We start from the raw sequence: 25,124 nt of genomic DNA, 5'->3' as shown, positions 1-25,124 counted from the left end.
CCTTGGTGCCATCGTGGTCAAGGCCCCTTGTGGGAGGGAGCTTGTTCCCGATGGAGCCTCGAGCCACCCCATCGCGAATAAATTCGCTCCCACCAACCCCAGCTCTCATCAGATGCAGAAGTCTCTCTCTGAGAGACAGGCTCGGCCTGCGCTCCTTTGTGGCAGGAGGCTATCTTTGAGAGACAGGCTCAACCTGCGTCCTTGTGGGAGGGAACTTGTTCCTGATGAAGCCTTGAGCCACCCCATCGCGAATAAATTCGCTCCCACCAACCCCAGCTCTCATCAGATGCAGAAGTCTCTCTCTAAGAGGCAGGCTCGGCCTGCGTCCTTGTGGGAGGGAACTTGTTCCCGATGGAGCCTCGAGCCACCCCATCGCGAATAAATTCGCTCCCCGACCCGCATTCTCCATCGAAAACCTCAGGTTTCCCCCAACAGCCGCAGGCTTTCCATGGGCGCTTGACGACGTACCTGGCGGGTCAGCAGATGACCGATGCCTCCAATGAGCAGCCCACCGCCCAAGGGCATCACGACCCATAGCGGCCAATGTAAGCGCGGCGGTAGATCGAACCACATCAGGTAGACACCCAGCGCCGCCGCTTCCGCCAGCAATGCGCCCAGCAGCCCGCTGGCAATGCCCAGCAGTGCGAATTCAGCACCTTGAATCTGTGCGATCATCCGGTCGCCGGCGCCGAACACACGCAGCAAGGCGCTTTCGTGCGCGCGCATCGGGCGGCTTGCGGTGAGCGCGGCGTAGAGCACGCTGATGCCCGCCAGCAATACGAATACCAGCACCAATTCGATGGCACGCGTCACTTGCCCCAGCAATTCGCGGACTTGCTCGAGAATCGCGTCGACATTGAGCAGCGAGACGCCGGGGTAGCGCGAGACTAGCTGGCCGATGGTCGTCTGGCGCTCATCTTCCAGGTGAAAGGCCGTGATATAGCTATGGCTGAAGCGCTCCAGCGTGCCCGGGGGAAAGATCACGAAGAAATTGGGCCGGAAGCTTTCCCAGTCGAGACTGCGCAGGCTGGTGACGCGTCCCTCGACCGTTTCGCCGCCGATGTCGAACCGCAGCACCTCGCCAAGCGTCACGTCCAGGCGTTCGGCCAAATCTTGTTCCATGGAGATCGGCACCGGGCGGTCGTCCTCGGCAGGCGCGTCCGCATCGAACCATTCGCCGGCGACGATGCGATTGCCCTCGGGCAGTGTCTCGCGCCAGGTCAGATTGAGCTCGCGGCGCAGCACGTTGGCGTCGCGTTGCTCGGCCGGGACTGCGTCCTCGGCGGCGTCGCCATCGATGGCCACTAGCCGCCCACGTACGATGGGATACAGGGCACTGCGTGTATCGCTGGCGCCCTCGACGATCTCGCGGAAGCCTTCGCGCTCGGCCGGTTGGATATTGATGGCAAAGTAGTTGGGCGTATCCTCGGGCAATTGCGATTCCCAGGCCGTCACCAGATCGCCGCGCACCAAAGCAATGATCGCCATGGCCGCGAAGGTGACCGAAAAGGCCAGCAACTGTCCCAAGCTGGCATGCCGGCGGCGGGCCAATTGTCGCGCACCGAGACGCCAAGCGTGCCGCGCGCCGTGGCGGCGCTCGCCAGCGACGCCTCGCACCAGTCGCAGTAGCCCCGAGAGTAGCCCGTGGCCCAATAACCACAAGGCCGCCAGCGCCAGTTCGCCGCCGATCAAAAGTCCCAGCGAGAGCGTGAAATCGCCCGAATACAACCATAGCAAGGCACCGAAAACGCCACTGGCGATGACCACCACGGCCCAGCCGGCCATGGGCACAGGGTCGAGTTCTCGCCGTAGCACCTTGAGCGCGCTCACACGCTTGAGACGCAACAAGGTGGGACCGGCGAAGCCGATGAGCACCGCCAGTGCTGTGAGCACTCCCATCAATAGCGGCAATGGCCCCGGCGGTGGCAGCTCGAGGGGCAGAAAATTCGTCAGAATCACCAGCAAACCAGCCTGTCCCAGCAGACCCAGGAGCGCCCCCACTACCGCAGCCGCCAATGCCAGCCAGGCGAGCTGCAGGACAAACAATGTCACCAGTTGTCGCTGAGAAGCACCGAAACAGCGCAACAATGCCGCAGTATCCAAATGGCGATCGACATAGCGACGTGTGGCCATAGCCACCGCCACTCCCGCCAGCAAAACTGCCGCCAGTCCCGATAGGCTCAGGTAGCGCTGGGCGCGGTCCAGTGCACCGCCCAGTCGAGGACGATCCTCGCGCACGTCGCGTACTTCGACACCGTTATCGCGCAGGCTCTCCAGACGTGACTGTACACGCGCCACCGCTTCGGGCGGTCCCTTGGCCAACAGTTCGTATTCGAGCCGCGAGCCAGGCTGCACCAGGTCCGTCGCCGCCAGGTCATCGCGATGCATCATCACCCGCGGATTGAAGGCCGAGAACCCCGCGCTCTGATCCGGCTCGCGCTCGATCAGGCCACTCACGGTGAGCGTGCTGTCGCCTATCGCGAGCGTGTCACCGATGTCGAGTTCCATCAGGCGCGCCAGACGCGGCGCCACCCACACGCTACCGGGCACAGGGCCGTGAGCCAGCCTCTCCAGGCCCTTGCCGCGGTCGACGCGCACTTGCCCATACAACGGATAAGCGGCGTCAACGACCTTGAGGCTGGCCGGTTGGAAGGCATCGTCGCGACTGACCATCGAGATCAGGTCGACTTGCTGCGAGAGCGTCAGCCCGGCATCGCGCAGCGTCTGGCGAAGCTCCTCGGAGAAGGGATCACTCTGCTCGAGCACCAAGTCGCCGCCCATCAGTTGTCCGGCCTGTCGGGTCAGCCCCCGGTCGAGACGATCGAGGAAGAAGCCGATCATCGTCGAGGCCGCCACCGCCAACGCCAGCGCCACGAAAAGCGCCCGCACATCGGCGGCACGAAGATCGCGCCACAACCCCTTGAGCGATAGCGAGAAGGCCTTCACGAGGCCACCTCGTCGTGGCTCATGGCCTGCAGACGCCCTTCTTCAAGGCGCAGACAACGCCCGCAGCGGCGCGCCAGGGCATGATCGTGCGTGACCAAGATCAGGGTCGTCCCCATTTCCCGGTTGAGCTCGAACAGCAAGTCGATGATATGCGTCCCTGTGGCTCGGTCGAGGTTGCCGGTGGGCTCGTCAGCGAAGACCAGCCTAGGATGGCTGACGAAGGCGCGCGCGACCGCCACACGTTGCTGTTCACCGCCAGAGAGCTGTTTGGGCAGATGGTCAAGCCGCTCGCCGAGCCCGACCCGTGTCAACCAGGCGCGCGCTCGCTGCTCGTCATCGCCCGAGGGCGCAAGCTCTTGAGGCAGCAGGACGTTTTCCAGCGCCGTCAGAGTCGGCAGGAGTTGAAAATTCTGAAACACGAACCCGACTTGCCCGGCACGCAGCCGCGCCCGGCCGTCTTCATCCAGGACATTCAGCGATTCACCGAATAACTGAATATCGCCTTCACTAGGCGTATCCAACCCCGCCAGCAAGCCCAGCAAGGTCGATTTGCCCGATCCGGAGCTACCCAGAATAGCCACGCTCTCACCGCCATGGACGTCCAACGCCAAGTCGTCGAGAATCGTCAGTACTCGCTCACCGCTACGTACGCGCTGCGCGACGTGACTTGCGTGTAAAATGGGAGCTTTCGCTTCACTCAAGGAGTCGTCGGACATGCGTGATAATTCCTCTTCCTGGATACGCAGAGGCATGCGCGTCCTGATGGTCGCCGTGTTGTGCTTCGCTGCAGGACATGCCGTGAATGCCCGCGCCGATACCTTGCTCGTGGTCGGCGATAGCCTGAGTGCGACCCACGGTATCGAGAGCGACACCGGCTGGGTCAACTTGCTTCGACAGCGCCTGGGCAGTCAACACCGAGTAATCAATGCCAGCATCAGTGGCGACACCACCTCGAGCGGCGCGGCACGCCTGCCGGAGCTACTCAAGCGTCACTCTCCGGACATCGTGCTGCTCGAACTAGGCGGTAACGATGGCCTGCGCGGGCTTTCACCACAGCAGATGAAGCTCAATTTGCGTGACATGATCGAAAAAAGCCAGGCAGCCGACGCGCGCGTATTACTGCTGGGCATCGAAATACCGCCCAATTATGGCGCCTCTTACACCGATGCCTTTCGCGGCGTCTTCCGGCAGCTCAGTGAAGAATACGACGTCCCCCTGGTGCCTTTCATTCTCGATGGCATCGCCTTGCAAGACGCCATGATGCAGGACGACGGCATACACCCCACTACCGAAGCGCAACCGTTGATCCTCGACAATGTGTGGGAAGGCCTCACACCTATGCTGAAACAAGCCTCGACGACGAATGATTAGAGAGTCGCTGACACTGGCGCTGGAGTCTTGCCTACCCAGTTGATTTTACGCATATCAGCGATGACTATTTCACTCATGTTTAGCGTACAGGGCTAATCGTCGACAAGGAGATCTCGATGAGTGACATAGACACCGCACTGGTGGCCGCCTATCGGTTGAACGGCCAAGGTGGCGGCGAATTATTGAGCGTAAGCGAGTTGCAGGCCACCTGGGCCAGCGATGAGGCCCCCGTATGGATGCATCTCGACTTTCGCCACGACGATGTTGCGACTTATCTCAACGACTTGGCCAAGCTCGACGAGACAGTGGTCGAGGCGTTACTCGAGGAGGATACGCGTCCGCGCGTTGCTAAGTTCGGGCGCGGCATCGTCACCACGCTACGTGGCGTCAACCACAACCCCGGCGCCGCCATGGACGACATGATCTCGCTACGGGTGTGGATGACACCCAAGCGCATGATTACGCTGCGTCGTCGTCCGTTGAAAGCCGCCAGCGATGTCCGTGAACGCCTGGATGCTGGCGAAGGGGCCCTGTCGGTCCCCGACCTCCTTGCCTGGCTGGCCGAGACGTTGGTGGATCAGGTCGGCGACTATTCCCACCAACTCGATAACGCCCTCGGCGAGCTGGAAGAATTGCAACTCGCCAAGGGCGATGTCGACGCCGACGACCTCACCCGCCTGCGCCGCCCTTTCATCACCCTGCGGCGCTTCATGGGGCCGCAGCGCGACTGTCTCTCGCAGCTTTCCCAGAGCCCGCAATGGCTCGATGAATCGACTCAAGTCTCGTTGCGCGAGAATGCCAACCAGCTCTCGCGCTATGTCGAGGATTTCAGCGCCATGCAGGAGCGCGCGCTGATCCTCCAGGAACAGATCTGGAGCGAGCACAACGAGCAGCTCAACCAGCGCATGTACATGCTGGCCATCATCACCACCGTTTTCCTGCCCTTGAGCTTCCTGACCGGACTACTGGGCATCAACGTGGGCGGCATTCCAGGGGCCGACAGTCCTTATGGTTTCTCCGTCTTTATCACGCTCACCTTGGTGATGGGACTAGGCGTGATGTGGCTACTCAAGCGCAAGCATTGGTGGTGACGCCGAGACGGCTTCACCACAACCTCATCGGGAACAAGTTCCCTCCCACATCGGACCATTGCCACCCGAGCTTGTTTTCGTGGGAGCGAATTTATTCGCGATCGAGAGCGGCTAAAGCTATCGGGAACAAGTTCCCTCCCACATCAGGCCATCGCCACCCAACTTGGTTTTCGTGGGAGCGAATTTATTCGCGATAAACCCCAGTATTACCCAGGCTTATCGGTCGGTGTGCCCCAGATCTCGCTCGGGATCGAGCCTATCGCGCACCTGCTGCTTGAGCCATTTGATATCGGGGAAGCCGCCGTCGCGCTTGCGCTCCCAGATCACGTCGTCGTTATCGTAGACGATCTCGAAATGGCCGCCGTGGCTTGGCGCCAGCGCAACTTGATCGAGATCTTCACCAAAGGTCTGTAGCAGTTCCTGGGCATACCATCCGGCCCGTAACAACCAGTGACATTGCGTGCAATAATGGATGCGAATGCGGGACATGGCGAGCGCGCCTCCGACGGTGGATAAAACGGCATGATGCGGTGACCGTGCCCCTCGGACAAGTCAGACAATCGTGCCAACCAGTCAGCAAGGACATAACGTAAGGACACACAACGCATGAGTGATCGTGCCTCTTCCCTGACGCGGCTCTACGAGCGCTTGACCGGCGACGAAGACAGCCGGCTATGCAAGGACATTTCCGACGCCGCCTGCCAAGAGCAGCCTGGCAACTTCCTGCGCCACTTACTGGCCTCGCTGGGCAACAAGCTCGCCGATGAGCTTTCCAGCGCCCGCCTGGTATTGCCATGGCTGCTAGGCGCTCTTGGCGCGCCAGTGTGGATGGTGGGCTTTCTGGTCCCGATCCGCGAGGCCGGCGCCCTGCTGCCGCAAGTGTTCGTCGCCGGCTACATTCGCCTCAAAGCGATTCGCAAGGGCGTATGGGTCACCGGCGGTATCGTGCAAGCGTTCGCGGCGCTGATCATGGCCATCATGGCGCTGTTCGGCCGAGGCGCCTGGGGCGGGGCTATCATTCTCGCAGCCTTGGTGGTGCTGTCGCTCGGCCGCGGGCTCTCGTCGATCGCCACCAAGGACGTGCTGGGCAAGACGATTTCCAAGCAACGCCGCGGCACGCTCATGGGATGGAGCGGTAGCGCCGCGGGCGCAATCACACTGGCCGTGGGCGCGGTGCTGATGTTGTTTGGAGATCGACCGGGACAGATCGCACTAGCTATCCTCTTGCTCGCCGCCACGCTCGGCTGGGCGCTGAATGCTCTCTGTGCATCACGCATCAAGGAAGCGCCCGGCGCCACCGAGGGCGGCAAGAATATCTGGAGCAGCCTCGGCGAAGGCCTGCGCCTACTGCGTACCGACCGACACTTCCTGCACTTCAATCTGGCGCGGGCTCTGCTGCTTTCCAGCGCGCTGGCTCTGCCCTATATCGCCCTGTTGGGACAACAACAAAGCGGCGCCAACCTCGGCGGCCTGGGTATCATGATCCTGGTATCGGGCTTGGCAGGCATGTTGGCCAGCCCTATATGGGGCAAGCTTGCAGACCGCTCCAGTCGCAAGGTGATGCGCGACAGCGCCGTGATTGCCACATTGTGCTGCACGGCGGCGGCATTGATCGCCTGGCTCCCCGGCATGTGGACCGACAGCGTATGGCCGTACGCGCTAGTATACGCGCTGCTCGTCATCGCCCATGCCGGCGTTCGGTTGGGGCGCAAAACCTATGTGGTCGACATGGCAGGTAGTGAAAAGCGTGCCTTGTATGTCGCGCTATCTAACACCTTTACCGGAATTCTCATGTTACTGGTAGGCGGGTTGCTGGGCGCTGTCGCATACTTCATCGGTAGCGGTGGGTTGTTGCTCGTACTGGCGATATGCGCACTAGGCGCGGCGGCTGCCAGCCAGCGCTTGCCGGAGGTCGAGATGTAATACGTCGCGTTGAAATCCACCCCCGGCATGGCCATGATGAGTGCATGACAGTCCCAAGGAACGCAGAGACGATGAAACGACCTCCCATGATCAGCCCGGCGCTACTGGAGCGTATTGTCAACGCGTCAGACGATGGCATCGTGGTGGCCGAACAGGAAGGCGACGAAACCATCCTGATCTATGTCAACCAAGGCTTCGAACGGCTCACCGGCTACAGTGCCGACGAGATCCTCTACCGCGACTGCCGTTTCCTTCAGAACGACGACCGCGACCAGCCTCAGTTGGATAACATTCGTCAGGCGATTCGCGAAGGACAACCCTGCCAGGAGGTCTTGCGCAACTATCGCAAGGACGGCTCGATGTTCTGGAACGAACTTTCGATCACGCCTGTCTACGACGATGAAGACCAGCTAACCTACTTCGTCGGTGTGCAGAAGAATATCACCGAACGTGTCGAAGCAATGCAGGAACTCAAGCGTCTGCGCGCCGAGCTCGGGCAGGCCTGAGAGGAAGTTTCAAGCAATGGGGCGCGCGGCGAGTAGACGCGCTTTCATCACGCTAGCCTTTACGCCACGCCCCCTCTATCATCGTTACTTGTGATCCATTTCCCAACCAAACCGGAATTCCATGGCGCAATACGTCTATACCATGAATCGGGTGGGCAAGATCGTCCCGCCCAAGCATGAAATCCTCAAGGATATTTCGCTTTCCTTCTTCCCTGGCGCGAAGATCGGCGTGCTCGGCCTCAACGGCGCGGGTAAATCCACGCTGTTACGGATCATGGCCGGTGTGGACAAGGAATATAACGGCGAAGCACGCCCCATGCCGGGCATTAACATCGGCTATCTGCCGCAGGAGCCCGAACTCGACGACGACAAGAACGTCCGCGAAACGGCCGAAGAAGCCTTGAGCGAGATCAAGGACGCCCAAGAAAAGCTCGAGGCGGTGTATGTCGCCTACGCCGAGCCGGATGCCGATTTCGATGCCCTGGCTGCCGAGCAGGCACGTCTTGAGGATCTGATCGAGGCTGCCGACGCGCACAACATCGAACGCAAGCTGGAAGTCGCTGCCGAGGCTCTGCGCCTGCCGCCCTGGGACGCCAAGGTCGGTAACCTCTCCGGGGGCGAGCGCCGACGCGTGGCATTGTGTCGTCTGTTGCTCTCGAGCCCCGACATGCTGCTGCTCGATGAGCCGACCAACCACCTCGACGCCGAATCGGTGGCCTGGCTGGAACGCTATCTGCACGACTATAGCGGAACCGTGGTGGCGATTACCCACGACCGCTACTTCCTCGACAACGTGGCCGGCTGGATTCTTGAGCTGGACCGCGGCCAGGGCATTCCCTTCGAGGGCAATTATTCGCAGTGGCTTGAGTCGAAGGAAAAACGCCTCGAGCAGGAAGCCAAGCAGGAGGCCTCCAAGAACAAGGCGATCAAGCAAGAGCTCGAGTGGGTACGCAGCAACGCCAAGGGGCGTCAGGCCAAGAGCAAGGCGCGCCTGAACCGTTTCGAGGAAATGCAATCGGGCGATTTCCAGAAGCGCAACGAGACCAACGAAATCTACATTCCGCCCGGGCCGCGCCTCGGCGACAAGGTCATCGAATTCCATGACGTGGCCAAGCGCTTCGACGACAAGCTGCTGTTCGAGAACCTCTCATTCCAGCTACCCAAGGGTGCCATCGTGGGCATCGTCGGCGGCAATGGCGCCGGCAAGTCAACGCTGTTCAAGCTGATCGCCGGCATGGAACAGCCCGACAGCGGCGAAGTCGTCATCGGCGAGACCGTGGACATCGCCTATGTGGAGCAGCTACGCGATCATCTCGACGACAAACAGACTGTCTGGGAAGCAGTATCCGACGGTCAGGACATGATCAGCATCAATGGCTACGAGATGTCTTCACGTGCCTACGTGGGACGTTTCAACTTCAAGGGCAACGATCAGCAAAAGCGTCTATCGGAGCTTTCGGGGGGCGAGCGCGGTCGCTTGCAACTGGCACAGACCCTCAAGCAAGGCGCCAACGTCCTGCTGCTCGATGAACCGTCCAACGATCTCGACATCGAGACGCTGCGTGCCTTGGAAGAAGCGCTGCTCGCCTTCCCCGGCTGTGCACTGGTCATCTCGCACGACCGCTGGTTCCTCGACCGCATCGCAACCCATATTCTCGCCTACGAGGGTGAATCCCAGGTGGAGTTTTTCGAGGGTAACTACAGCGAGTACGAGGAAGACTATCGCCAGCGTGTGGGCAGTGACACGCCCAAGCGCATGAAGTACAAGCGTATCGATGCCTGACCGGCTTCGCCGGAGACGTAAGAACGCCCGCTTCGCGGGCTGAAGCTTGAAGAATACCCCACAACCGCCAGGTTCGTGGGGTATTCTTATAACGTCCCTCTTCCAAACGCGAAGCTCCGCTCTTCCAGCTTGAAGCGCCGTTTCAGTAGAGCTTCGGCTCGCCTCGCGGGCGCGTCTTGAAGCGCCGGTGCAGCCATAGATACTGCTCGGGATGCCGGCGAATGGCATCTGCGATGAGGCCGTTGATACGTGTGGCGTCGGCAACATCGTCCCCCGTGGGAAAACCTTCCAGCGCAGGCAGGTATTCCATCGTATAGGTCTCGTCATCGGGATTGCGATGAAAGATCAGCGGCATGACAGGGGCCCCGGTCATGCGAGCAATCTTGGCGGTCAACTTGAGGGTGGCCGCCTGCACGCCGAAGAACGGTGCAAACACGCTGGCGTCACGCCCGAAATCCTGGTCCGGCGAGTACCAGACGGCATGCCCCGCCTTGATGCGACGCACGACATCCCGCAGATCGTGGCGATCGATGGCGCGCCCGAAGATACGTCCCCGAGCGCGTGTCATGAAACGCTCGAACAGGGGGTTATCGTGCGCGCGATAGACGACGTCCGCAGGAAAGAACAGCGAATGCAACGCGCCGCCGAGATCGAGCGTCGAAAAATGAACGCCGATGATCAACGCACCTTTCCCCTGTGCCAAGGCCCGCGCCATATGCTCTTCGCCCTTGAAGATGACGCGATGACGCAAGTGCTCCGGATCCCGGCACCAACCGGTGGCAGTCTCGAGAATGCCCTTGCCATTGGCTATGAAAGTATCGCGCACCAAGCGGGCACGTTCATGCTCGCTCAGCTCGGGAAAGCACAGCGCCAAATTGGTCTCGGTAATGCGCCGGCGACTCCGTGCGAAACGCCAGGCGCCCAGCCCAATGAGGTGCCCTGTCGCCATCTTGAGGCGCCAGGGTAGCCAGGCACCGAGACGCATCAGTCCGATGGCCAACCAGGTGGGCCAATAGCGGGGGTGGGCGAAACTGTCAGGAAATACGTGCTTGGCCATGTCTCTCTCGGGGCATCGAAACGCCGCTCATTGTAGCGGATTTTTACACTGTGTCGGACACCCGATAACGGCGTGGCACGCGGGGCAAGACACCGGTCATCAGCGTATAGCTAATGGTATCGCAATGACGCGCCACCTCGTCGATGGACAGCCCTTCGCCCCATAGCACGACCCGACTGCCGATAGCTGCCTCAGGCACGTCAGTGAGATCGACCGTCAGCATGTCCATGGACACCTTGCCGGCCAATGGCACGCGCCGGCCATCGACGAGCACTGGCGTGCCATCTCGAGCATGGCGATCGTAGCCATCGCCGTAGCCACACGCGACCACGCCAATGCGCGAAGGGCGCGGGGCCCGCCAACGCCCGCCATAACCCACTGCTTCCCCCGTCGCCAGCTCACGCACCGCAATGATCTCAGAGCGTAACGTCATCACCGGCTTGAGAGCGCGACTCGCATCGTTGGCACCTTCCAGCGGATCACTGCCATAGAGCATGACGCCAGGACGAGTCCATGCACCGTGCGTCTGCGGCCAGGCCAGCGTGGCCGGCGAATTGGCGAGGCAAACCGGTGCCGCGAGTCGCTCACGCAGCGCCTCGGCACATGCCAATTGGCGACGAAAATAACCAGGATCGAGCGCATCGGCGGTGGCGAAGTGGGTCATCAGGTGTAGGTCGGCGACCTGAGCCGGTGCCGCCTTCAGACGCTGCCAGCGCGCCACGAAATCTTCCGGCGCGAACCCCAGGCGATGCATGCCGGAGTCCAGCTTTAGCCAGGTCGGAATCGGCGCCCGAGGCCGAAACGCCAGCAAGGCATCGATCTGCCAGTCGCTGTGCGCGGCAACCCATAGTCGATGTGAGTCGATGAGCGGCAACTCTGTGGCATCGAAGAATCCCTCCAGCAACATGATTGGCTGTGCGATACCCGCTTCACGCAGCGCAACCGCTTCCTCGAGACTCGCGACAGCAAACGCGGGGGCAACATCGGCCAGGGCATTGGCGCACTCTACCGCGCCATGGCCGTAGGCGCCCGCCTTGAGGACTGCCATGGCACGGCTTTGCGGCGCTTGATCGCAGGCAAGACGGTAATTGTGGCGCAAAGCGCCCAGGTCGATATCGGCGATCAGCGGCCGGGACATGGCAAACGTTCCTTCTAACAAGGCAATAACGGACGCTCTATTCTACCTCACCCACAGGGAGTGGGACGCGGCACGACGTAAAACGCCGCACTCAAAGGTGCGGCGTGACGAATGGCGCTTGTCGAACTCGTATCAAGGCGCGGACGACTGCTCCAACGTGGGTCGCTCACCGATATCTTCCATCTGGCTCATGCCGCCCTCCTCGGGTAGACGCAGCGTCACTGTCTCGGTCTCCCGAAGCCACTGGTTGAGATCGCGAATCACGTCCTGATCGAGCACCCCAGCCTGTTGGCGCAACTCCACCATGTCGGTCACGTAGGTGTAACGCGCATCGGCATAATCGGAAATCGCCTGATACAAGGACTGCTCGGCATCGAGCACATCGACGATATTGCGGGTCCCTACCTCGTAGCCGGAACGCGTGGCTTCCAGCGCGCTACGGTTGGAAACGATAGCCTGCCGCTGGGCTTCGACGCTTTCGACATCGTTCATGACCTGCGTGAACAGCGAGCGTACCTGCTGCGTGGTATCACGACGCTGGGCCTCGTAATCGTACTGCGTCGCCTCTAGCGAGTAGGTCTGCTGACGCACCTGGGCACTGGTCGTCCCGCCACTATAGATAGGCAGCGAGGCCTGGAGTCCGACTTGCGTGTCAGCATTGTGCCCGTCCAGGTAATCTTGATCGCTATCCGAATAATTATAGTTGGCGAAGGCCGAGAGCGTCGGCTTATGGCCGGCTTCCGCCTGCTCGACTTCCGCCTGGGAGACATCCACCGCAGCTTGCGCCGCCTGCACGTTAGGGTTATTGGCGATCGCCATCTGAATCCAGTTATCGCGCCCCGTTGGCTCGGGGGACTCGATGGGAATATCGTCCGACAAGGCATCGATGCTGTCGTAACGCTTGCCGGTCAGGCGTTCCAGTGCCTCGAAACTGACCTGCAGATCGTTTTCGGCGGAAATACGCTGGGAGCGGGCTAGATCATAAGATGCCTGCGCCTCGTTGACATCGGTGATCGCCACTAGCCCGACATTGAACTGCTCCTGCGCCTGGTCGAGTTGACGCTTGATAGCTTTCTCCTGGGAAATACTCGCCTCGAGCACGTCATGGGCACGCAGGATCTCGAAATACGCCGAGGCGACATCATAGAGCAACTGCTGGCGGTCGGCCTGCAGCAAGAGCGCTTGCTGGCTGGTTTCGCGCTTGGCGATTTCAAGCGCAGCCCAGCTCGTGGCATCGTACAGCGCCTGGGTCAACTCGAGGCCGGCGCTGGTAGAGTTATAGCTACTTTCGGAACCCGTCGCAGTACCTCCCGATCCGCCACCTACCGCAGCATCCGATGAACTTTGGCTCTCCAGGGTATTGCTGTGCGCGACCTGCGCGGTCGCATCGATCTGCGGCAACAAGCTGCCACGTGCCACGTCACGTCCGGCCTCAACACTCTGAAAGGTCGACCGCGAGGCACTCAGAGTGGAATTGTTCTGCAGGGCGTCCTGAGTAATGGTCCACAAATCGGCGGCGTGCGCCTGAGAGGTAACAGCGGCGGCGATTAACACCGGCAATAAACGCAGCCGAAATTTCGGCGATGACGGCTCTCGAGAGGACATCGGCTTGGGTTCCTTTCTTTTGGCGCACGTTCTTTTGGCGAACGTGCTTTTGACTGACTTGCTTTGCACAGATTGTCTCGGGGGCGGGCTGAATACGGGCTCGACGACCGGCAGCGTCACCGCCAATAGGGGACATCGGGGTTACATACAATGCCGCATGTATTGCCTCAAATCAATGTATCAGGCAAATAAGCAAGTACCAAGGATAGCGTGGAAAGCGCGTCATTGCCGTGACAAACCAGTGGCATGACAAGCCATCCGGCCTGTCATGCCTGGCGCGTCATTCGAAAATCGAGTCCAGCGACAATCCTTGCTTCTCCAGTACCCGGCGCAATTTTTTCAACGCCTCGACTTGGATTTGACGCACCCGTTCACGCGTCAGACCGATTTCCGCACCGACATCCTCGAGGGTCGCGGCTTCATGCCCCCGCAAACCAAAACGACGCACGACAACTTCCATTTGTTTGTCGGTCAATTCCGCCAGCCAGTCGTCGACGTGCTGCTTGACATCGTTGCCGACCAGTAACGACTCGGGACCGGCTTCGTTTTCATCCGCGAGCGTGTCGATCAAAGGCTTATCGCTCTCGCCGCCCATCGGATAATCGACCGACGACACGCGCTCGTTGAGCCCGAGCATCTTCTTGACGGTGCCGACCGGCTTGTCCAGGAAGTCGGCGATTTCCTCGGCTGTGGCTTCATGGTCGAGTCGCTGTGTCAGCTCACGCGCGGCCCGCAGGTAAATATTGAGTTCCTTGACTACATGAATGGGCAGGCGAATCGTGCGCGTCTGATTCATCAGCGCCCGCTCAATGGTCTGGCGAATCCACCAAGTTGCATAAGTCGAGAAGCGAAAGCCCCGTTCGGGATCGAACTTTTCCACGGCACGAATCAAGCCCAGGTTGCCTTCCTCGATAAGATCGAGCAGTGACAGACCTCGGTTGAGATAGCGCCTAGCAATCTTGACCACTAGCCGCAGATTGGACTCGATCATGCGCTGACGCCCAGCGGGATCGCCCTTTTGGGCCAGGCGTCCGTAGTGCACTTCTTCTTCGGGGGTCAAAAGCGGCGAAAAGCCGATCTCATTGAGGTAAATTTGTGTTGCGTCGAGGCTTTGATGGTAACTTTTTTCGTCACGATTCAGCGCTTTCTCGAACGCATCGTCATCCTTGTCGCTAGCGACCTCTCCGGCATCGACGTCCACTTCGTTGTCAACGTCGTCGAGGTCCACACCCTGAATATCCCGCTCCAGCATGCTCATATCCTATACCCCATTTTACTGCTGCCGATTTGATAACCACGGCCGGGGCGTGCGAGCCACCGGCCATGGCGGACTACCCGTTTATTGTTGTGCGCATGTTCAGGGTCTGAATCCTACCGTGCTCAACGCGACGGCAGGTATTCCATTGGGTCCTGAGGCTGGCCGTCCTGGCGCACCTCGAAATGCAACTTGACGCGATCGGCATCGGTATCGCCCATGGTGGCGATGACTTCTCCTGCTTCGACGACATCGTTTTCCTCCACGCGCAGCGTATCGTTATGCGCGTAAGCACTCAGAAAATGGTCGTTATGCTTGAGAATGATGAGGTTGCCGTATCCACGAACGCCACTGCCGGCATACACCACGATGCCTGGACCCGCTGCCTTGACAGGTTGCCCCTTTTCACCAGCGATATCAATGCCAGCCGTCACGGTGGAATTGTCGTCGAAACCGTTGACGACATTGCCCTCGGTGGGCCACTGCCAAGCCACATTTTCAACCGGCTGGTACTCGCGTTGCGAGCGGTTGGTCGTCGTGTCGCTTTCACCGGCGACGCTTGTGCCGGCTTCGCTGGTGGGCTCGGACGGCTCGTCGGCCGGTGCCTGGTCATCCACGCTAGTACTATCGGCTTGCGTCTCCTGCGGCTCATTGCCGGCGGCTGATGCTCCCGAGGCATCGCTCTCGTCACCGTCATCGCGCGCGGACTCCTCAGCTGCATCGTCCGCGTCGTAGACCGGCCCCGGCGCGCCGCTTTCGCTGGCTTTAGAAGCAGCGCCCGCGGCCTGCACGCCGTTAGACGCGATCTCCATGTCGCGACCTTGCGACGCCGTGCCATCCGCTGGCGCCAGCCAGTCATCGTCCTGAGCGCCGCCGGTCGTATCGGCGCCACCGCCGAGCGGAGTTGCGACCGCGCCACTTGGCTCGTCGGACGCTTGACTTGACGCCGCCTGGGCGTCGCCACTGGGGGTCAGACGTAGCGTTTGTCCCGGATCGAGGCGATAGGGCGGTGTAATATCATTGAGTTGCGCCAAGTCACGAAAATCGAGGTTGTTCTGCCAGGCGATGCCATACAAGGTGTCGCCCGACTTGACGGTGTACGAACTCGGCGGGTCGCTGTTACGACTGACCGAGAGATCCTGCACCTGGGGTGCGCCACTGGAGCTTACGCATCCCGCCAGTCCCAGCGCCACGATTCCCAGCGCAGGCAGTAGTCGACGAGAGTCAGACATGGGTTCGGTCCTCTTTAAACGGGGAAGGACTGCGTTCGCCGATGACCATGACCAGCACCAGGCCAGCGATCATCAAGGCAACCGCCGTCAGCAGTTGAGCCGGCTCACCGGTGATCACGCTGTAGTCCGAAGGCATGAGATAGCGATAGTCGAGCGGCACGACCTGGTCGCCACTTGCCAGGCGATAGCTGACCATTTCGCGCCATGGCCAGAGTTGCGGTAACGAGCCAAGAATGAAACCGACCAGGGTCAAGAGCGTTCCCAGTCGGTAGTGATGAAAAAGCCACGACAGGACCCGCGAAAACACCATCAAACCAATGACACAGCCCATGCCGAAGGTCGCGATCAAGGCCAGATCGGCACTCTTGATGCCCTCCATGACCGTCCCGTAAAGCCCCATCACCAGTAGCAGGAAGCTCCCCGAGACGCCCGGCAGGAGCATCGCACTGATGGCGATGGCTCCCCCTACCAACAATACCCACTGGCTGGCCTCGGTGGGCGCTGGCAACAGGCTGGGCAGCCACAGGGCCGCGCAGACGCCCAGAATCAAGGGAAAGATGTGCTGCCACTGCCAATGACCGACCTGTCGGCCTACGACGATGGCCGAGGCCAGCACCAGGCCGAAGAAAAAAGCATTGAGCAGTAGCTGATAATGCTCGAGTAGCCAGGTCACGAGATGCGCGACACTCACAAGACTCGCTACGATACCCAGCATCAAGGGCAGCAGAAACGCCAAGTTGAGATGCCCGGCGAGCCCCGCCAGACCACCGCGACGCCACGCTCCGAAAGCACGGGGGCCGAACTGCTTGATCGAGTGGATCAACTCCTCGTAGATACCGGTGATGAAGGCAATGGTGCCGCCGGACACTCCGGGTACCGCGTCCGCAGCGCCCATCCCGGCACCTTTGAAGAAAAGCGTCAGGTAACGCTTCATTTTATGACCCCTTCCAGTAGCGGTACGAATCTGACCTGCTCGAGCCGCGTGTGTTCAAAGATAGCGCCGCGACGCCGCACACGTGTCAGCCATTGACGCCCCGCCTCATCCTCCAGCGGTGCGATCAGTTCCCCCCCATCATCCAACTGAGACAACAGCTCCGGAGGCAGCACGCTGGCACAGGCCGTGAGCAGGATGACATCGAAGAGGGCCGACTGAGGCCATCCATGCCCGCCGTCTTCATGGCGAAGATGCACGTTATCGACACCCAGCATGGATAGACGCGAGGCAGCACTACGATGCAGCGCACCGATGCGCTCGATACTCCACACCGACTCGACCAAGCGCGCCAGAATCAACGTCTGGTAGCCCGAGCCGGTCCCGACTTCCAACACACGTCGCGGCTGCGCCGCCAGCACCAGCTCGGTCATGCGCGCCACGATCCACGGCTGCGAGAGCGTCTGCCCCTGTCCCAACGGCAAGGCGGTATCTTCATAGGCACGATGCGCCAGCGCCTCGTCGAGGAAAACGTGACGCGGTTCGCGGGCCATGGTATCGAGCACCCGCGCGTCACGAATACCGCTCGCCTGCAGCCGCCGTATCAAGCGATTGCGGGTACGCTGTGAGGTCATACCGATGCCACCGAGTCGGTGTGTATCGTGTGTGTCAGGAATTCGACAATGCATCCAGCCAGTTCCGTACGTCGTCCAACGCTGCGTGGCGTGTGAGATCGGTCTGAAGGGGCGTGATCGACACGTATCCCGCGTCGATGGCCGCGAAATCGGTGTCCGCCCCATCATCGGCGTTATCGCCGACGGCGGCAATCCAATAACGCTCGCGGCCGCGCGGGTCTTTCACTCTCAAGGGTTGAGCCGCAGGACCGCGATATCCCATCCGCGTCACGCGTACTCCCTGAATATCTTCCCAGGGCACGTCCGGCACATTGACGTTGAGCAGACTGCGCGGAGGCAATGACAGTGACTCCGCCGCTCCCACCAGGGTCGCCGCGACGCGACCGGCCGTCTCGAAATAGCGCTCGCCGCAAAGCGATACGGCAATCGCCGCCATGCCTAAATTGCGTCCTTCCATGGCGGCGGCCACGGTGCCCGAATACAGCACATCATCGCCCAGATTGCCGCCATGATTGATACCCGAAATTACCAAATCAGGCTTCTCGTCCCAGACCCCGTTGACGCCCAGATACACGCAATCGGCCGGCGTGCCGTCGACTGAATAGAAGCCGTTGTCGAGGGCCGTCAATGCCAGGGGACGCGTCAGCGTCAGCGAATTGCTGGCACCGCTCTTGTCACGGTCCGGTGCCACCACGCGCAGACGCCCATGTGCCGAGAGTGCATCATGAAGTGCGCGTAGGCCCGGTGCATGAACGCCATCATCATTGGATAACAGTAACTTGCGCATATCTATCCTCTTGCTTGTCTGATCGCCGATATCCCTTCACAGCAACGGGTGATGCATCAATTCACGCAATACTGAGGTCGCGAAAGCACCGCGCGGCAAGCCGAAACCAAGCGTCACCCGGCTTGGGGTCTCATGCATCAGCGACGGTGCGTCAAGCGGCACGCCGAACACGCGCCGATCCATCCGCACGCCGGCCGCTTCCAGTCCCTGCATGAGTGCTTCGTGCCGCGTCGCAAGCCGCGTTTCTTCCTCGGCTACCTCTGCGCCACTCTCCAGACGCCCGCGCCCCCACAACGGACCGGTGGGCGTGACGTCGCCGCGCGCAGCGCGTTCGTGCAAGGCGGTGTCGATCTCGTCGGCCACGAAGCGACTGGCCGTTCCCGCCAGCGTCAGCACATCGCCGGGCCGTGGCGTTCGCCAAGTCTGAGCCCGTAGGCGCGCGGCCAGCGCCTCATTGAACAGGAAGCTGCGCGCCGCAGAAAGCTGCATACCATGAGGATCGTCACGCTTGCGCCAACCGCGCGCAAAGGCCTTCTGAGCAAGCACCAGATTGCGCCCTTCGCGGCCGAAGCGTTGCGGGCCGAAGTAATTGGGCACGCCATCCGCGCACAGGGCTTGCCAGCGACGCGATAACTCGGGATGCGAGGCGATCTCGCCGCTCAGACGAAGCGTAAAATGGTTGGCACGGTGCACGCCGCGCTTGAGCTTGCGTGGGTGACGTCGCGTCTCTTGCACCACGACCCCCACGTCGCTCAGTTGGGCGGCAAACGCGTCAGGGGCATCACGTCCGGGCAGGTGCACCGAGAGCCATTGGCGGGTAACCGCAACGCGGTCCTTGAGGCCGCTATAGCCCACGTCACGCGGACGCACGCCACACACTCGCGCCACATGCTTGACGGCTTCCGGTGTCGTCAGATCGCGCTTCTCGACCCACAGCCAGAGATGTTCACCCTGCCCTTCCGGCGCGAAATCGAATACTTCCTCGACGAGAAAGTCCTCGGGCGTCATGCGAAAATCGCCCGAGGCCAGAGGCTCCCCGTGAACACGTGGCCAATCGGGTGGCCAGAGCGACATATCGATCATGTGGCGTCCGCGCGTGTCAGTAGCACCACTGCCTCGGCGGCGATGCCTTCCTTGCGTCCGGTGAAACCGAGCCGCTCGCTGGTGGTAGCCTTGACGTTGACCGCGTCTTCCGCCATACCGAGCGTCTCGGCAATACGCGTGCGCATTAACGCGATGTAATCGGCCAGGCGCGGTGCCTGAGCGATCACGGTCGTATCCAGATTGACGATCCGATAACCCGTGGCGATGACCAGGTCATATACCCGGCGCAACAATTCGCGACTGTCGGCACCGGCCCAAGTCGCGTCGGTATCGGGAAAATGATGACCTATATCGCCCAAACCGCAGGCACCGAGCAGCGCATCGCACAGCGCGTGCAACAGAACGTCGCCGTCCGAATGGGCGATAAAACCGTGCGTATGCGCAATGCGCACACCACCGACCATCAGGTGATCGCCATCGCCAAAGCGGTGTACATCAAAACCGTGACCAATACGTAGCGTCATGAAAATGTCTCGTCGGAAAGCGGAGCATCGTACGCGGTTTCGCTGAGAAGCCGCGTGGCGAGGGAAAGGTCCTCGGGATGCGTAATCTTGAGATTGTCCCGGCGTCCGGACACCAAGCGCGGCGCCAGGCCCAGCGCCTCGAGTGCCGAAGCCTCGTCGGTAAGCGTCACGCGCGTGTCGCGGGCATGCGCGAATGCCCGGCACAGCACGCGATAAGCCGCGCCTTGCGGGGTCATGGCATGCCATAACCCCTCGCGCGACACAGTATGCACTACGTAACCGTCGGCATCGGCGCGCTTCATGGTGTCCGCCACCGGCGCCGCCAGCAGTCCTCCGTCGGGCGAGGTCTCAAGGACGGCGCGCAGGCGACGTAAGTCATCGAGCGCCACACAAGGCCGCGCGACATCGTGGACCAAGACCAGGTCATCGTCCGCCGCGACACCCTCGAGCGAGGCCAACGCGTTCGCCACCGAATCGGCGCGTTCACGACCTCCGGGCACGCGCTGCCAGTCGGTGAAGGGAACCCACTCGGGAGAGAAGCGAGCATCGTCGGCATCGAGGCACAGACGTAGCGCCGCGTCTGGAAAGGCAGCGTGTAGCCGCGCCAAGGTATGCGCCAGTACCGGTCTGCCTGCGATGTCGAGATATTGCTTGGGCAAGGAGGCCCCCATGCGACGGCCTTGCCCCGCCGCCGGCACGATCAACCATAATCGGCTCACGGCGCGGCCTCCTCGGGCATCGCCGCCGCCTTTTCGGGGTCGCCGCGTACCGTAGTGGCACTTTGCTCGACGATGGAGCGCTCCGCGGTCACGCCGGGCACCCAGAAGAACTGCTCGTCACGGCGCACCATGCCCAGGTCGCTGCGTGCCCGCTCCTCGATAGCATCGAGTCCTTTCTTGAGATCGATCACTTCCGCCGCCAGACGGTCATTTCGCGCCTGCAGCCGGTCGTTTTTTTCTTCAAGCACATCGGCACGGTGGCTAATATGGTTGAGTTCACGCACTCCCCCTTCACCAAACCACAGGTGATACTGCAGTAGACCGATCAGTACCACTAGCGTTATGCATATCCACTTCAACATCGTTGGTTCCGTCCTGGACCGACAGCTGCTCGGCATTATGCCATCATCAAGACACCCGCGCAGTCCACGCGGCGAGCCATTGCCGCACAACGCGCACCGCTGAAAGCGACGTCAAGGAGCCCTGAATGTACAAACTCGCGTTTTTCGTTCCCATGGACGACGCCGAAAGCGTCAAGGAAGCGGTTTTTGCTACCGGCGCCGGACGCATCGGTGACTACGAAGCCTGCTGCTTCCAGACGCCCGGACAGGGCCAGTTTCGCCCGCTCGATGGCGCCGACCCGCATATCGGCCAGGTCGGTGCGCTCAGCCATGTCGAGGAGTTGAAGGTCGAACTGGTCTGCGAGGACGACTATTTGGAAGCCGCCGTGGCGGCGCTCAAACTGGCCCACCCATACGAAGAACCGGCCTATGAAGCGTGGCGTCTGGCAGACGTCTAGGCGCCGTCGATCACTTGAAGCGGAGGGACGTCACGCGCTGCCGAAGTATCGTTCGCGGTCTTCGGCGGTGATGTCGCTCACGTGCAGCGGATAGTCACCGCCCCGGCGATCATCAAAATAGTGACGCAAGGTGCGCTCGATGGTGGGAAACGCCAACTCGTGCCAGGGAATCTCGGCCTCCTCGAACAGCGCCACCTCGAGACTCTCGGGACCAGACGCATAGTCGCCGCGCAGCACACCACGGAAGATCATGTAGACCTGGTCGATATGCGGCAGGTTGATGAGCGTGTAAAGGCCCTCGAGTTCGACGTCGGCGCAGGCTTCTTCGCGTGTCTCGCGCGCGGCTGCCTCAGATGTGGTCTCACCGTTTTCCATGAAGCCGGCAGGCAGCGTCCAGTAGCCTTTGCGAGGTGCGATCGCACGCCGGCACAGCAAGACGCGCTCGCCCGCTACCGGTAAGGTACCGGCCACGATGCGCGGATTCTGGTAATGGATGGTGCCGCAGGCATCGCAGAGAAAGCGTCCGCGATCGTCACCGCTGGGAATCGCGAAACGCACGGTTTGGCCACAATGGCTACAGAAATTCATGGTCGTCCTCGGGCGAGCGGTACGGCGCCCCATTAGGTGAAAAGCAACATGTTAGAGACACTGCGTGAACGCCTGCAAGCACACCATCCGCGCCATTTGAACGCCGATCTGCCGAGGGCCGCTGTGCTGCTCGCGATCGTCGAGCGCCGCGAGCCCACGCTCGTGCTGACGCGCCGTGCCGGCCACCTCGCGCAACACGGTGGACAAGTCGCGTTTCCCGGCGGTAAGGCCGAGCTCGAAGATGCCGACCTATGGGCCACGGCCTTGAGAGAAGCCCACGAGGAAATCGCCCTACCGCCTTCTCATGTCACGTGTCTCGGCCGGTTGAGCGATGTCATCTCGCGCCACGGCATCTGCGTGACGCCGTTCGTCGGCCTGATCCCTCCCGACCTTCCCCTGAGGCCGGACCATAATGAGCTGGATACCATTTTCGAGGTGCCGCTGACGTGGTTCCTCGAGGATCGCCGCAGCCACACGGACGTCATCCGTCACGGTGAGCACACGTATTATGTGCCCAGCTATGCCTACGCCGATCATGTAATATGGGGGCTGTCGGCGATGATGCTGGTCGAACTGCTGGCGGTGGGTTTCGCGCGCCCCATCAGTCTCGACCGTGCGCCCCTCGGTAGTCCGTTGCGTCATCTGCCCGCACCATCCCCGCCACGGTCTTGAAAACTGCACCGGAGCCTATTCGCATGTCGCGACATGACCCCGCCGACTACCTCGACAAGGCCGCGTTACCCCGACTGCTGGATGCGCTGGTCGCGCAGGGCTGGTTCGTCGGCGAACGCTTCATCGATACCGCGCTATGCCACAGCTTGCAGGCGGAATTGCAGACGCTGAAGACACAATCGCAGCTCGACGAAGCCGGCATCGGCCGTGGCCAGGCGCACCGTATCAAACGCGATGTTCGTGGCGATGCCATTCATTGGCTGGATCGCGAAAGCCGAGCCCAGCGCCAATACCTGGCAGTAATGACATTCTTGCAGCAGGCCATCAATCGCGCACTCTACCTGGGGCTTTTCGAGTTCGAGGCGCACTTTGCCTTGTACCCGCCCGGCGCCTTTTACAAGAAGCATCTCGACAGCTTTCGCGGCCGCAGCAACCGTATCGTCTCGACCGTGCTGTACCTCAATTCCGCGTGGACGACCTCGCACGGCGGCGAGATGGCGTTGTTCGACCCCGATGACCCCGACCGTGAAATTGCGCGCATACGCCCCGAACTCGGGACCTTCGTGTGTTTTCTCGCCGACCGCCTCCCCCACGAGGTGCTGCCGACCCAGACTCCGCGCGCCAGCATCGCTGGCTGGTTCCGCCGCAACACCTCGCTGGGCGGAACCACCGACCCGGCCCGCTGAAGACGCTGCCTCATCACTTTAGTCAAACACGCCAGGATCGGCCTCGATCGCAGCCAACTGCGCTCTCCCCATGGGCAGCCACTGACGCAAGACGAAGTCCGCGCTGGCCAACTTGGCTCGATAGAAGGCATCGTCATTACCGGTTATCAACGCCGCCTGCGCGATCAGCGCCGCACGCCCCATCTGCCAGGCGCATAGCACATGCCCGGTCAACGCCAGCAGCGGCGTCGCCAGCGCCTGGAGCGCGTCGGGGCCGCGCTCGGCATCGTCGCCCCGTGCCAGCACGATGACCATCGCCCGACGTAGGTCCACCACACCCTGATGCAGCGACACCCCCAAGTCAGCGAGTTTAGCATCAGCTGTGAGCGCATCGGCGCAAGCGGCGACCTCGTCAAGCACGTCACCCAAGGCGGCACCGCCGTCGCGGTGAATCTTCCGACCGGCAAGGTCGAGCGCTTGAATGCCGTTGGTGCCTTCGTAGATCGGCGCGATGCGTGCATCGCGTAGATGCTGCGCGGCGCCAGTCTCTTCGATGAACCCCGCGCCACCGTGTACCTGAATGCCCAGCGAGGCAATATCCACTGCCTGGTCGGTGGAAAAGGCTTTGACCACCGGCGTGTAGAGATCGACTCGCTGTTGGGCGCGTTGCCGTTCGTCCACCGTGGGCGCATGGCGGGCACGATCCATCTCGCTGGCCGAGAGCAAAGCCAGGGCTCTCAGGGCCTCCAGGCGCGCGCGCATCGACAGCAGCATGCGGCGCACGTCGTAATGCTCGCTGAGCGCGGCGGGTCGGCCACCGCGCGATTCGGGCGTGCGACCTTGCACTCGCTCCGCGGCATACGCACGTGCCTGCTGATAGGCCCGCTCGGCCACGCCAATGCCTTGAATGCCGACCTTGTGGCGCGCCGCGTTCATCATCGTGAACATGTGCTGAAGCCCGCGGCCGGGCTCGCCGACCAAATAACCGACGGCGCCCTTGTGCTCGCCGAAGCTGAGTACACAGGTCGGCGATCCATGAATGCCCAGCTTGTGCTCCAACGACACGCAACTCACGTCATTGCGCGCGCCCAGGCGGCCCTGTTCATCGACCAGGAACTTGGGCACCAGAAACAGCGATATACCGCGATTGCCCTCGGCGGCATCCGGCAGGCGGGCGAGAACCAGGTGGATGATGTTGTCGGCGCAGTCATGCTCGCCCCAGGTAATGAAGATCTTCTGACCGTTCAGCCGATAGTGTGCCCCCTCCGGCACTGCCCGTGTGCGTACCATCGACAAGTCCGAGCCGGCCTGCGGCTCGGTGAGGTTCATGGTGCCCGTCCACTCGCCACCGATCAGCTTCTCCAGGTAGCGCGACTTGAGTTCCTCGCTACCGTGCTGGGCCAGTGCTTCGACGGCCCCCGCCGTCAACAGCGGGCACAACGCCAGCGCCATGTTGGCAGCTTGCCACATTTCCTGCACCGCACTGGCGACGACCTCCGGCAAGCCCTGCCCGCCATGGGCAGGATCGCTACCGATGCCGTTCCACCCACCCTCAGCGAAGGCACGGTAGGCCTCGACGAAGCCCGTGGGCGTGTGCACGACACCTTCTTCCAGACGGCACCCTTGTTCATCGCCCCGGCGATTGAGTGGTGCCCACACCTCGCCCGCCAACCGCGCCGCCTCGTCAAGGATCGCACTGACCAGCTCCCCGGAAAGCTCTTGATACTCGGGTAGGCGCAGCGAGCGGTGTTCAAGCAATTCTTCGAGAACAAAACGAAGATCGCGTAACGGCGCAGCATAGGAAGACATGGCTCACCTTCATCATTCAGACGCTTACATTCAAACGTATGTGT

General features: G+C 61.5%; 25 protein-coding genes. 8 read left to right on the top strand and 17 right to left on the bottom strand.

Annotated elements, in window-relative coordinates; genetic code table 11:
* Positions 1-417 precede the first annotated feature (417 nt).
* Positions 418-2,946, bottom strand: coding sequence for an ABC transporter permease (locus LUN51_RS02430; protein WP_277809977.1), 2,529 nt, complete (start codon positions 2,944-2,946; stop codon positions 418-420).
* Complete coding sequence (locus LUN51_RS02425; RefSeq protein WP_277809976.1) at positions 2,943-3,662, bottom strand: ABC transporter ATP-binding protein; 720 nt, start codon at positions 3,660-3,662, stop codon at positions 2,943-2,945. Before LUN51_RS02425 ends, LUN51_RS02430 begins: the two co-directional genes overlap by 4 nt.
* A gap of 46 nt (positions 3,663-3,708) precedes the next feature.
* Here LUN51_RS02425 and LUN51_RS02420 point away from each other — a divergent pair, with 46 nt between their 5' ends.
* Together LUN51_RS02420 and LUN51_RS02415 are read left to right on the top strand one after the other, a co-directional pair.
* On the top strand, positions 3,709-4,317 hold the full coding sequence (locus tag LUN51_RS02420) for an arylesterase (protein WP_277810182.1): 609 nt from the start codon (positions 3,709-3,711) through the stop codon (positions 4,315-4,317).
* A 116-nt stretch (positions 4,318-4,433) separates the two neighbouring features.
* On the top strand, positions 4,434-5,408 hold the full coding sequence (locus LUN51_RS02415; protein WP_277809975.1) for a zinc transporter ZntB: 975 nt from the start codon (positions 4,434-4,436) through the stop codon (positions 5,406-5,408).
* Positions 5,409-5,624: 216 nt separating this feature from the next.
* Here the strand turns inward: LUN51_RS02415 and LUN51_RS02410 are convergent, their stop codons facing one another.
* Complete coding sequence (locus LUN51_RS02410) at positions 5,625-5,897, bottom strand: SelT/SelW/SelH family protein (protein ID WP_277809974.1); 273 nt, start codon at positions 5,895-5,897, stop codon at positions 5,625-5,627.
* A gap of 117 nt (positions 5,898-6,014) precedes the next feature.
* Between LUN51_RS02410 and LUN51_RS02405 the strand changes: the two genes are divergently transcribed.
* From LUN51_RS02405 to ettA, 3 genes are all read left to right on the top strand, one after another.
* A complete protein-coding gene (locus LUN51_RS02405) occupies positions 6,015-7,331 on the top strand; it encodes an MFS transporter (RefSeq protein ID WP_277809973.1) in 1,317 nt (438 codons plus the stop codon).
* A 71-nt stretch (positions 7,332-7,402) separates the two neighbouring features.
* Positions 7,403-7,837 (top strand): PAS domain-containing protein, encoded by a 435-nt coding sequence (locus LUN51_RS02400; protein ID WP_277809972.1) that lies wholly within the window; start codon positions 7,403-7,405, stop codon positions 7,835-7,837.
* A gap of 121 nt (positions 7,838-7,958) precedes the next feature.
* Positions 7,959-9,620: an energy-dependent translational throttle protein EttA gene (gene ettA, locus LUN51_RS02395; protein WP_277809971.1), complete on the top strand. Its 1,662-nt coding sequence runs from the start codon at positions 7,959-7,961 to the stop codon at positions 9,618-9,620.
* A gap of 142 nt (positions 9,621-9,762) precedes the next feature.
* Here ettA and lpxL read toward each other — a convergent pair whose 3' ends face one another.
* From lpxL to ftsB, 12 genes are all read right to left on the bottom strand, one after another.
* Positions 9,763-10,677, bottom strand: coding sequence for an LpxL/LpxP family Kdo(2)-lipid IV(A) lauroyl/palmitoleoyl acyltransferase (gene lpxL / locus LUN51_RS02390; protein ID WP_277809970.1), 915 nt, complete (start codon positions 10,675-10,677; stop codon positions 9,763-9,765).
* Between the two features lie 43 nt (positions 10,678-10,720).
* On the bottom strand, positions 10,721-11,815 hold the full coding sequence (alr, locus tag LUN51_RS02385) for an alanine racemase (RefSeq protein ID WP_277809969.1): 1,095 nt from the start codon (positions 11,813-11,815) through the stop codon (positions 10,721-10,723).
* 132 nt (positions 11,816-11,947) lie between these two features.
* Positions 11,948-13,420 (bottom strand): TolC family outer membrane protein, encoded by a 1,473-nt coding sequence (locus LUN51_RS02380; protein WP_277809968.1) that lies wholly within the window; start codon positions 13,418-13,420, stop codon positions 11,948-11,950.
* Positions 13,421-13,700: 280 nt separating this feature from the next.
* Complete coding sequence (rpoS, locus tag LUN51_RS02375; RefSeq protein WP_075368049.1) at positions 13,701-14,678, bottom strand: RNA polymerase sigma factor RpoS; 978 nt, start codon at positions 14,676-14,678, stop codon at positions 13,701-13,703.
* Between the two features lie 122 nt (positions 14,679-14,800).
* Positions 14,801-15,907, bottom strand: coding sequence for a peptidoglycan DD-metalloendopeptidase family protein (locus LUN51_RS02370; protein WP_277809967.1), 1,107 nt, complete (start codon positions 15,905-15,907; stop codon positions 14,801-14,803).
* The gene (locus tag LUN51_RS02365) at positions 15,900-16,841 is read right to left on the bottom strand and encodes a DUF368 domain-containing protein (RefSeq protein ID WP_277809966.1); all 942 of its coding nucleotides are present in this window, start codon (positions 16,839-16,841) and stop codon (positions 15,900-15,902) included. Before LUN51_RS02365 ends, LUN51_RS02370 begins: the two co-directional genes overlap by 8 nt.
* Entirely contained in the window at positions 16,838-17,527 is a 690-nt protein-coding gene (locus LUN51_RS02360) for a protein-L-isoaspartate(D-aspartate) O-methyltransferase (protein ID WP_277809965.1), read from the bottom strand. Before LUN51_RS02360 ends, LUN51_RS02365 begins: the two co-directional genes overlap by 4 nt.
* Positions 17,508-18,260, bottom strand: coding sequence for a 5'/3'-nucleotidase SurE (surE, locus tag LUN51_RS02355; RefSeq protein WP_277809964.1), 753 nt, complete (start codon positions 18,258-18,260; stop codon positions 17,508-17,510). The genes LUN51_RS02360 and surE overlap by 20 nt, the downstream gene beginning before the upstream one ends.
* A 36-nt stretch (positions 18,261-18,296) precedes the next feature.
* Positions 18,297-19,343: a tRNA pseudouridine(13) synthase TruD gene (gene truD / locus LUN51_RS02350; RefSeq protein WP_277809963.1), complete on the bottom strand. Its 1,047-nt coding sequence runs from the start codon at positions 19,341-19,343 to the stop codon at positions 18,297-18,299.
* On the bottom strand, positions 19,340-19,828 hold the full coding sequence (gene ispF, locus LUN51_RS02345) for a 2-C-methyl-D-erythritol 2,4-cyclodiphosphate synthase (RefSeq protein ID WP_040242569.1): 489 nt from the start codon (positions 19,826-19,828) through the stop codon (positions 19,340-19,342). The genes truD and ispF overlap by 4 nt, the downstream gene beginning before the upstream one ends.
* Positions 19,825-20,547 carry a 2-C-methyl-D-erythritol 4-phosphate cytidylyltransferase gene (ispD, locus tag LUN51_RS02340; RefSeq protein WP_277809962.1) on the bottom strand — a complete coding sequence of 241 codons (723 nt, stop codon included), beginning with the start codon at positions 20,545-20,547 and terminating at the stop codon, positions 19,825-19,827. Before ispD ends, ispF begins: the two co-directional genes overlap by 4 nt.
* Positions 20,544-20,909 carry a cell division protein FtsB gene (gene ftsB / locus LUN51_RS02335; RefSeq protein WP_246894045.1) on the bottom strand — a complete coding sequence of 122 codons (366 nt, stop codon included), beginning with the start codon at positions 20,907-20,909 and terminating at the stop codon, positions 20,544-20,546. The genes ispD and ftsB overlap by 4 nt, the downstream gene beginning before the upstream one ends.
* Before the next feature lie 125 nt (positions 20,910-21,034).
* Here ftsB and LUN51_RS02330 point away from each other — a divergent pair, with 125 nt between their 5' ends.
* Positions 21,035-21,346: a YqfO family protein gene (locus LUN51_RS02330; protein WP_246894044.1), complete on the top strand. Its 312-nt coding sequence runs from the start codon at positions 21,035-21,037 to the stop codon at positions 21,344-21,346.
* A gap of 30 nt (positions 21,347-21,376) precedes the next feature.
* Here LUN51_RS02330 and LUN51_RS02325 read toward each other — a convergent pair whose 3' ends face one another.
* Complete coding sequence (locus tag LUN51_RS02325) at positions 21,377-21,934, bottom strand: NUDIX hydrolase (RefSeq protein ID WP_246894043.1); 558 nt, start codon at positions 21,932-21,934, stop codon at positions 21,377-21,379.
* A gap of 48 nt (positions 21,935-21,982) precedes the next feature.
* Here LUN51_RS02325 and LUN51_RS02320 point away from each other — a divergent pair, with 48 nt between their 5' ends.
* Complete coding sequence (locus tag LUN51_RS02320; protein WP_246940963.1) at positions 21,983-22,606, top strand: CoA pyrophosphatase; 624 nt, start codon at positions 21,983-21,985, stop codon at positions 22,604-22,606.
* A gap of 23 nt (positions 22,607-22,629) precedes the next feature.
* On the top strand, positions 22,630-23,292 hold the full coding sequence (locus tag LUN51_RS02315) for a 2OG-Fe(II) oxygenase (RefSeq protein WP_277809961.1): 663 nt from the start codon (positions 22,630-22,632) through the stop codon (positions 23,290-23,292).
* Positions 23,293-23,310: 18 nt separating this feature from the next.
* Here the strand turns inward: LUN51_RS02315 and LUN51_RS02310 are convergent, their stop codons facing one another.
* Positions 23,311-25,080 carry an acyl-CoA dehydrogenase gene (locus LUN51_RS02310; RefSeq protein ID WP_277809960.1) on the bottom strand — a complete coding sequence of 590 codons (1,770 nt, stop codon included), beginning with the start codon at positions 25,078-25,080 and terminating at the stop codon, positions 23,311-23,313.
* Between the last annotated feature and the right edge of the window lie 44 nt (positions 25,081-25,124).

It is taken from the genome of Chromohalobacter canadensis, assembly GCF_029544075.1.
Classification (GTDB): Bacteria; Pseudomonadota; Gammaproteobacteria; order Pseudomonadales; family Halomonadaceae; genus Chromohalobacter; species Chromohalobacter canadensis_A.
The sequence above is the reverse complement of the archived record's forward strand: the minus strand, read 5'-3'. Positions and strand labels throughout refer to the sequence as shown.

What these genes read in the sequence shown, in the direction of transcription:
- LUN51_RS02425 (WP_277809976.1), bottom strand. Translation starts at nt 3,662, where the DNA reads ATGTCCGACGACTCCTTGAGTGAAGCGAAAGCTCCCATTTTACACGCA.
- LUN51_RS02420 (WP_277810182.1), top strand. Translation starts at nt 3,709, where the DNA reads ATGGTCGCCGTGTTGTGCTTCGCTGCAGGACATGCCGTGAATGCCCGC.
- LUN51_RS02415 (WP_277809975.1), top strand. Translation starts at nt 4,434, where the DNA reads ATGAGTGACATAGACACCGCACTGGTGGCCGCCTATCGGTTGAACGGC.
- LUN51_RS02410 (WP_277809974.1), bottom strand. Translation starts at nt 5,897, where the DNA reads ATGTCCCGCATTCGCATCCATTATTGCACGCAATGTCACTGGTTGTTA.
- LUN51_RS02405 (WP_277809973.1), top strand. Translation starts at nt 6,015, where the DNA reads ATGAGTGATCGTGCCTCTTCCCTGACGCGGCTCTACGAGCGCTTGACC.
- LUN51_RS02400 (WP_277809972.1), top strand. Translation starts at nt 7,403, where the DNA reads ATGAAACGACCTCCCATGATCAGCCCGGCGCTACTGGAGCGTATTGTC.
- ettA (WP_277809971.1), top strand. Translation starts at nt 7,959, where the DNA reads ATGGCGCAATACGTCTATACCATGAATCGGGTGGGCAAGATCGTCCCG.
- lpxL (WP_277809970.1), bottom strand. Translation starts at nt 10,677, where the DNA reads ATGGCCAAGCACGTATTTCCTGACAGTTTCGCCCACCCCCGCTATTGG.
- alr (WP_277809969.1), bottom strand. Translation starts at nt 11,815, where the DNA reads ATGTCCCGGCCGCTGATCGCCGATATCGACCTGGGCGCTTTGCGCCAC.
- LUN51_RS02380 (WP_277809968.1), bottom strand. Translation starts at nt 13,420, where the DNA reads ATGTCCTCTCGAGAGCCGTCATCGCCGAAATTTCGGCTGCGTTTATTG.
- rpoS (WP_075368049.1), bottom strand. Translation starts at nt 14,678, where the DNA reads ATGAGCATGCTGGAGCGGGATATTCAGGGTGTGGACCTCGACGACGTT.
- LUN51_RS02370 (WP_277809967.1), bottom strand. Translation starts at nt 15,907, where the DNA reads ATGTCTGACTCTCGTCGACTACTGCCTGCGCTGGGAATCGTGGCGCTG.
- LUN51_RS02365 (WP_277809966.1), bottom strand. Translation starts at nt 16,841, where the DNA reads ATGAAGCGTTACCTGACGCTTTTCTTCAAAGGTGCCGGGATGGGCGCT.
- LUN51_RS02360 (WP_277809965.1), bottom strand. Translation starts at nt 17,527, where the DNA reads ATGCATTGTCGAATTCCTGACACACACGATACACACCGACTCGGTGGC.
- surE (WP_277809964.1), bottom strand. Translation starts at nt 18,260, where the DNA reads ATGCGCAAGTTACTGTTATCCAATGATGATGGCGTTCATGCACCGGGC.
- truD (WP_277809963.1), bottom strand. Translation starts at nt 19,343, where the DNA reads ATGATCGATATGTCGCTCTGGCCACCCGATTGGCCACGTGTTCACGGG.
- ispF (WP_040242569.1), bottom strand. Translation starts at nt 19,828, where the DNA reads ATGACGCTACGTATTGGTCACGGTTTTGATGTACACCGCTTTGGCGAT.
- ftsB (WP_246894045.1), bottom strand. Translation starts at nt 20,909, where the DNA reads ATGTTGAAGTGGATATGCATAACGCTAGTGGTACTGATCGGTCTACTG.
- LUN51_RS02330 (WP_246894044.1), top strand. Translation starts at nt 21,035, where the DNA reads ATGTACAAACTCGCGTTTTTCGTTCCCATGGACGACGCCGAAAGCGTC.
- LUN51_RS02325 (WP_246894043.1), bottom strand. Translation starts at nt 21,934, where the DNA reads ATGAATTTCTGTAGCCATTGTGGCCAAACCGTGCGTTTCGCGATTCCC.
- LUN51_RS02320 (WP_246940963.1), top strand. Translation starts at nt 21,983, where the DNA reads ATGTTAGAGACACTGCGTGAACGCCTGCAAGCACACCATCCGCGCCAT.
- LUN51_RS02315 (WP_277809961.1), top strand. Translation starts at nt 22,630, where the DNA reads ATGTCGCGACATGACCCCGCCGACTACCTCGACAAGGCCGCGTTACCC.
- LUN51_RS02310 (WP_277809960.1), bottom strand. Translation starts at nt 25,080, where the DNA reads ATGTCTTCCTATGCTGCGCCGTTACGCGATCTTCGTTTTGTTCTCGAA.